5 protein-coding genes and 1 pseudogene are annotated in these 6,865 nt (G+C 54.5%); all 6 read left to right on the top strand.

Translation table 11 applies throughout. From position 1 onward, the window contains the following. On the top strand, positions 1-890 hold an 890-nt coding region (locus DMX10_RS31445), incomplete at its 5' end, for a type VI secretion system Vgr family protein (protein WP_256604890.1). A 26-nt stretch (positions 891-916) separates the two neighbouring features. Beyond that, positions 917-3,682 (top strand): hypothetical protein, encoded by a 2,766-nt coding sequence (locus DMX10_RS33385; RefSeq protein ID WP_236206665.1) that lies wholly within the window; start codon positions 917-919, stop codon positions 3,680-3,682. Further along, positions 3,679-4,206, top strand: coding sequence for a hypothetical protein (locus DMX10_RS32715; RefSeq protein WP_146603107.1), 528 nt, complete (start codon positions 3,679-3,681; stop codon positions 4,204-4,206). The genes DMX10_RS33385 and DMX10_RS32715 overlap by 4 nt, the downstream gene beginning before the upstream one ends. Positions 4,207-4,903: 697 nt before the next feature. Beyond that, positions 4,904-5,167 (top strand): PAAR domain-containing protein, encoded by a 264-nt coding sequence (locus DMX10_RS31435; RefSeq protein WP_111264769.1) that lies wholly within the window; start codon positions 4,904-4,906, stop codon positions 5,165-5,167. Between the two features lie 14 nt (positions 5,168-5,181). Next, a complete protein-coding gene (locus DMX10_RS31430) occupies positions 5,182-6,408 on the top strand; it encodes a hypothetical protein (RefSeq protein WP_146603106.1) in 1,227 nt (408 codons plus the stop codon). A 6-nt stretch (positions 6,409-6,414) separates the two neighbouring features. Then, a pseudogene (locus tag DMX10_RS31425) lies at positions 6,415-6,865 on the top strand (hypothetical protein); the annotation flags it as partial.

Here is a 6,865-nt window from a genome sequence, read left to right as displayed (position 1 = left end):
ACGTCCTGCGCACCCCGTCCAACAACAAGCTGCGCCTGGACGACACCCGTGGCCAGGAACACATCAAGCTCAGCACCGAGCACAGCGGCAAGAGCCAGCTCAACCTCGGCCACCTGGTGGATGGGCAGCGGCAGAAACGCGGCGAAGGCTTCGAGCTGCGCACCGACGGCTGGGGCGCGCTGCGTTCCGGCAAGGGCATGTTCATCAGTGCCGATGAACAGCCGCGCGCCCAGGGGCAGGTGCTGGCCATGCAGGACACGCTCGCCCGCCTGCAACGCGCCGCTGAGGAGATGCAGACGCTTTCCGAGGATGCCCAGGTCGCCAACGCCGAGCCGGCCGATGTGCAGGCGCAGCTCGACCTGCTCAGGCAGGACCTGGAGCAGCTCAAGTCCGCCGTCCTGCTGCTCAGTGCGCCCAGGGGCATCGCGCTCAGCAGCGGTAGCCACCTGCAACTGGCCGCCGAAGGCAACCTCATCGCCAACGCGGGCAGGGACGCCGCCTTGAGCGTGGTGCGGCGGCTGTTCATCGGCGTGGGGGAGGGCGTCAGCCTGTTCGTGCGCAAGCTTGGCCTGAAGCTCATCGCCAACCAGGGCGCGGTGCAGATCCAGGCGCAGAACGACCGCCTGGAACTGCTGGCCCGCCAGGGGCTGGAGATCACCAGCACCGAGGATGAAATCCACATCACCGCCAAGAAGAGGATCGTCCTCAACGGTGGGGGCAGCTACATCACTCTGGCACCGGGCGAAGTCGAGTTGGGTAGCGGCGAATTCATTATCAAGGCACGAGTGAACCGACAAGGGAGCGCCTCGCAGCTTCCAGCTATGCCGGCCGTACCGCCACTGCTGGAGTCCGAAGCCGCGCGGCAGGATGACACTGCGTTTTCCGGTTAACGCCCTCTCAGGAGCAAGGAGCATCTATGGATACCAGGAGCTTGGTTCAGCAAATCATGGATAAGACCAACACTTGGCTGGGAGAGCAGCTCCGGCCAAGTGCTCGCGAGCCGGAGTCGCCGGCACCATGCCGACCACTGACCAACTATTGGGTAACTGACCCAGGCAGTGCTCATCTGGCTCCCATTCAGAAATGGAGCCACCCCTTTGGTTCTCGCGCCGACGAGCTACAGCAACTGGTACAGCAAGCCAATGCTGAGCGCGGCTATTACCCATTGGGGCGGAATGGATACTGGCACCTGGGTGTGCATTTCGATTGCGGCACAGCCGGGACGCTGGACCAGACATATGTGCGTTGCCTGGCTGATGGCGAGGTAGTGGCCTATCGCATAGATACCCGATCCCCCTCCACCTCGTACCAACTTGATGGAGAACCGGTGGAGCGAGTCTTCTCGCGAAACTTTGTCTTGGTACGGCATCGGCTGCAGGCACCGGAAATCTTCGGTGCCGATGACACCCCACCCAGCCTGACTTTTTTCAGTCTTTACATGCACTTGCAGGACTGGAAAGCCTATGGTGAATCGCCGGAGTCACCACGACCTGGCTTCTGGTCCTTGGCTGCTCGTTACCAGGTCAAGCCCAATGTCGGCGATACCCATGTGGGTAGCCCCGGTGAGATGGGGTTACGAATCAGGAACCAAGCGACTCAAGGCCGGGTGATCGGCCTGCTGCCACAGGGTATTGCCGTGACCATCAGTGGTCAGGGTGAGTTCCGTGAGTGGATCGATAGCCCAGGTCCTGCGGCGTTGCAGAACCCCGAGGGGGGCCTGCGCGGCTATGTTGCCTTCAGCAACCTACGGCTGAATGCAGCTGGCAGCTACCAAGTGCATCTGAGTCAGGACAACAGCACGCTCAACGTCAGGTCTGAACCGAACGCCAACTCTGAAGTGCTCTTCAAGTTGCCGCAAGGTACCGAAGTAACTATCAGTGGAGAGGGGCAGTTCCGCAAGCTTGAGCGGGTAAACCAGTATCTTCACTACGCATCACTGATACGCGAACTTGAGCCTGAGGCTCTAGACCAGATACTGGTTCTGGACAAGCCGATTTCTATTCGGGCGGGCGAGCTCATTGGCCATCTCGGTGATTATCAGGATCTAGAAGATAAAGAGCCTCAGAAGCAACTGCACTTGGAGGTTTTCAGTCATGAAGATGTTGAAACCTTTATCGACGTCAGCCGTGCTTGGGCGAAGCAGCTGCCAGCCAACTCAAGGACTTGGCTGACGCTACCCCAAGGCACATCAGTAGTGCCGCATCAGGAGCACTTCAGCGTTGCTGGCCCTCCGATCGCTGGAGTAGATACGCCGATCAGCGGCGCTGATCTGCACTTGCCGAAACATAGACTCGATGTCTTGGGCGCCGAAAAGACTATTCGTATTCCCGCAAGAAATGGTGAGGGCGGTTGCACTTGGTATCGCCTTGATGACCTTTTTCATGACGTCGACGGTGTGTTGCTCAACGGGTGGGTTCGGGTTGCTGACAATGATGCCCAATGGCACAGCCCATGGGATTGGAGTGGCTATGCGGCCATTCTCAATGGCGACAGTCTGGAAAGCTGCCAAGCCTATTCATTGAAAGTGCAAGGTATTTTGCCCAGTGAGAAAGATCGTGCGCGAGCCGCACGATTGGCCGATCTATCAGACCGGGGTCCTATTCGAAGCCGCTTGTTCGATTTGATCGCCCGAGGTGCTGACCATAGTGACGTTATGAGTGCCGAGCAATTGCAGCGGGCCCTGCGCCTGCCGCTAAAAGCACAATCTGTTTCCCGTCTGGCGATATATAGCGAAAGCGACTGGCGCTGGACATCGGGGAAGTGGGATGTTCTAGATGATTTATATGGTCACCGAAGTTCGGCTCCGCATAAAAAATGGTTGGCTGAGAAAGAGCGAATTGAGAAATTGAGTTGGTGGCAAGAGGTCGCACCGAGTCTGGCTCTGCCGGCTGATGGACAGGTTTGGTATCTGCACCCAATAGGAATGATTGGAAGCTTTGGTGGTTTAGATTTTTCATTCACTTTGGAAGTTATGCGCAAGCTCTATCCTACACTTGGCGTAGAGCGATATGAAGACCTGCAGAATATTGCCGAAGAGCTCAATTCTCAACTTGTTTTCTATAAATTAGACACTCATCTTAGGCGTGCTCATTTTTTTGCGCAGATTCTGCAAGAGACAGGGTTATCCTTAATCATGGAAGAAGACCTAACTTATAGAGTGAGCGCTTTAATAAGCAAGTTTAGCTACTTCAGGTCTAATCCTGATGAGGCTAATGTGCATGGTTTTGTTGTTTTGCAGGGAAAAATTAAAGCCAACGGAGTGGCTATGGGAATAGATGATTTCAAAGCAATTGCGAATGGCGCTTATGGAGGGCGGGAGGACCTAGGTAATAGAGGTTTTTCAAGTGGGGATGGCTGGAAATACAGAGGGCGTGGCCTTAAACATTTAACGGGTCGATACAATTATCAGCGATTCACCGAGTGGCACCAAAAAAATAGTGCGCTATGGCCAAGCGACGACCTGGACTTCATTGAGTCTCCAGATTTTTTGATGAGCGCGAAATATGCTGCTCGTTCAGCAGCATATTTTTGGCTGGACAAGAAATTATATGAAAGAGCAGATAAAGGTGCGGCGCCATTTGTAGTTGACTTGATTACGGATGTTGTCAATAGAGATACAGACAGTAGGTCGCGTAGGAAGCAGAATTTCAATCAGTTGTGGGTTGAAGAGATTCTGAAATGAAAATTTTTAAGAGAGAGTTGGCAGTTTGTCTGCTGCTCTGCTGTCTTGCAGGGTATGGTGGGGCGGAGAATCACGCAAGTCTTTCTTTGTGCGGTGATGACGAAATGGTTTATATAAGTTGCTCCATAAAGGCGCGAGGTGATATGGGTTTTGTGGGTAATGTTGCCTCTATATGTGCAAAAGGGAATGGTGGTCCAGATGCGGGGTATGTGCAATATCGATACGGCAAGTCTATGCGGGATATAGAAATCACATACCCATCAGAGAGAGTTCCCCCGAGGGGTATATTCAAGATTTATTCGGTTGCGAATATGGTTGGGAGAAATTCTTATTCTGCGGTGGAGTTGCTGCAGTTTAAGGTGGGTAAATACATTTACTCATTTGAGGGGGGCGGTATTGCTGGGTACAGGTTGGTTGTTAGAAAAGGCGTGGATGAGGTGTTTAATGAACGCTGTGATGAGCCTGGGCACGCTTATATAAGCGATCAAGCTTATGAGGGGATTGAGACAGAGGTTTTTGATTGATGCTGCCAATGACGCTGGGGTTTATATGGATAGGGTGTCACATGCACTGATTGTGGCTTTATTTTTATGGTTTGGGGGGTGAGAAGATAAACGCATCCTCAATGTGTTTGGGTGATGAAGCCCTGCAATTTTCATTTAAGGTCGCTGATACAGATAGATTTTTTCTCTACGCGAGGGAAGTGGTGGAGGGTGTTTAGTTTGTCGTTTTGGTAGGTGGAAATATTGAGGCGCGTATCCAGAAAGGCTGGGTAGTGAGTCTTGGAGAGGTTTTTATTTCTCAGGCTATTCACGATGTGGAGGTAGGGCAAACGATGCAATGGGTGACTACTCCTTGTCCTTCAGTCGGAATGAGGCTAATTGCACTTTACGCCAAGAGTGAAGGTTGGTTGAAGATAAGTATGAAATTGGAGTCGTATTTGGGTCTGGATGGATGAGAAGGCTTTTAAGTGGCGCCAAGGAAGAGCAAGTTGGTTCGCTTATGAGGTTAGATGGGAAGCTATGTTGAAAAATAGGTGGTGGGGAGTTTTTGAGCGGAGAGTTTGTGGGTTGGGCAATGCGTCAATTGGTTGTGTGAGTATTTTGGTTGGGTTGCACTTCCCTGTTGCTTAGAAGGTCTTAAGGGGCGTTTGGCGGTTGTCTTGTTAGCGCTATATCGTGAAGTTACTCACCGGCCGCGAATTAAACTAAGTAGGTAAAAATGAGTGGGGTCATTCGCTTAGGCGATAAAAACACCGGCGGTGGAGCCGTTCTGGCGGGCTCTGCTGAGCTGATCTGCAATGGTATCGGCGTCGCCAGAGTCGGCGATCCGGTGAGCTGCCCGATTCCAGGACATGGCCCAAATGTGATTGTGGAGGGCAATCCGAATTTCTGCGATTCGGGTTTTCCGGTTGCCTTCCATGGGCATCGGTGCGCTTGCGGTTGCTCGCTCTTGTCGTCTCTACCAGATGTAAAGGCTATCTGATCATGGTAGTCAGATTGGATGAGATGCCCGCTCCAGTTCCGCAACCTGCGCTACCGCGCCTCCGGGTGTGGCTCGGGCTGCTGCTTATTTGTGTTGCGCTGGGGGGGGGGCTGGTTCTTTGGCTGGCTGAAAGCTCAATGGCAGAAGAGCCTGGACGCTTTTGGTGGGCTTCCCTCGGTTTACCTCTTCTAGTTTGGTGTGGGCTGGGGGCACTTCGGATTCTGGTGTTCACCTTGCAGAAAGGGGCTGCCGATGGATGGAATGCCGCTCGCGAGGAAGATCGACTGAGCAAGGTTGGTCAGGGGCGACGTTCGCAGCAGGTGCTGGGTGTCAGCCTACATACTGCTCTTCGCGATGAGCAAGCGGAGGACATGCGTGCGCTGCAGTTGATCGCCTTGCAAGGCAAGGTCAGTGCTTTACGTGCACAGGCGTCGTGGCAAGGCCAGAGCTCGGTGCGCCATAGTCGTTTGCCGATGGGTGAGTTGGAACGATCTGTAGATGCGCTGCAGCGGCTGTTGTCACAGGTCTTCGCTGATATGTCTCAGGTTTTGACGTCATTTCCGCCCGATCTTCCCTTGGCTTTGCATCTCGACATCAATACCAGCCTATCGGACAAGACAGTCGTGGAGGCCTGGAGGCAGGCGTGGGCTGGGGCTGGTATTCGGCGAGCACTGCAGCCGACAGAGGGTAACGGATTAGCAGTGATTGACCAGTGGTTGGATCATCGCGCCAACGATCAGGCGTTATTGATGATCATCGCTTTTCAAATAGCGCCAGAGGCGGTTGAAGAGTCGACCGAGGCCGTGGTGGGCATGCTGCTCGGTAGTGCCCCGTCGCGAGCCACTCATCCTCATATCTACTTGCATCGTCCTGAACAGGAGCGTGAACCCTCGACCGATGGATTGGTTAGCTCCATCCGTCAGGCTCTGAGCTGGGCTCAGATTGGGGCTGACTCTCTCGATGGAGTCTGGCTGTCGGGCATTGATCATCAACGCCAGGCTGATGTTTGGACGTCACTGGCGCGATTGGGTATTCCAGCTACCCCCCAAAAGGGCCAACACAATCTCGACACCATCCTCGGGAGCAGTGGCAGGACGGCACCTTGGCTAGCGATTGCGGCAGCTGCCCAGGCGGTTCAGCTGCAAGGCCGTCCGCAGCTGACCCTTTGTGGGGATGGCACAGGTTCACCAGAGCTTTGGTGTACTGCGATTCGACCGATTGCTGTGGATCTTCAGGGATAGATGTTCATGAAACTGCTGTGGATGAAAGTGTTGCTTTGGGGTGTCGTGTTCGCAGGCATTGGATTGCTTTTGTTGCTCTGGTGGAAGCCGCACCTCCTGGGGATCAGCGCTGGTAGTGCCGCGCAAAGCATCTGGCTTTGGATTACAGCCGCTGTCACCTTGCTGGTACTTCTCGCCGAGCTGAGTTATCGCGTGGCAGGCTGGCATCTTGGACATTCGTTGTATCGCTTGGATCATGCCAGCGAGGCCCAATCGGGACTTCAAGCATCTGATGTTCTTGGTGTGAACGAGGAGGAAGCTCGTCAACACCTGCGCCAGAACCTCGGTCTTTTCTGGCACCGCCGCGCCCGCCTGCTTCTGGTGATCGGCGAGCCGGACGAAGTCACGGCCATCGCTCCCGGCCTGGCCGGTGCGCAATGGCTGGAAGGCGAGGGTGTCGTCCTGCTCTGGGGCGGTG

This window comes from Pseudomonas sp. 57B-090624 (assembly GCF_003234055.1).
Lineage (GTDB): Bacteria > Pseudomonadota > Gammaproteobacteria > Pseudomonadales > Pseudomonadaceae > Metapseudomonas > Metapseudomonas tohonis.
This window is presented reverse-complemented; position numbering and strand designations above follow the sequence as displayed.

Coding starts and splice junctions, on each gene's coding strand:
- DMX10_RS33385 (WP_236206665.1), top strand. CDS start 917: ATGGATACCAGGAGCTTGGTTCAGCAAATCATGGATAAGACCAACACT.
- DMX10_RS32715 (WP_146603107.1), top strand. CDS start 3,679: ATGAAAATTTTTAAGAGAGAGTTGGCAGTTTGTCTGCTGCTCTGCTGT.
- DMX10_RS31435 (WP_111264769.1), top strand. CDS start 4,904: ATGAGTGGGGTCATTCGCTTAGGCGATAAAAACACCGGCGGTGGAGCC.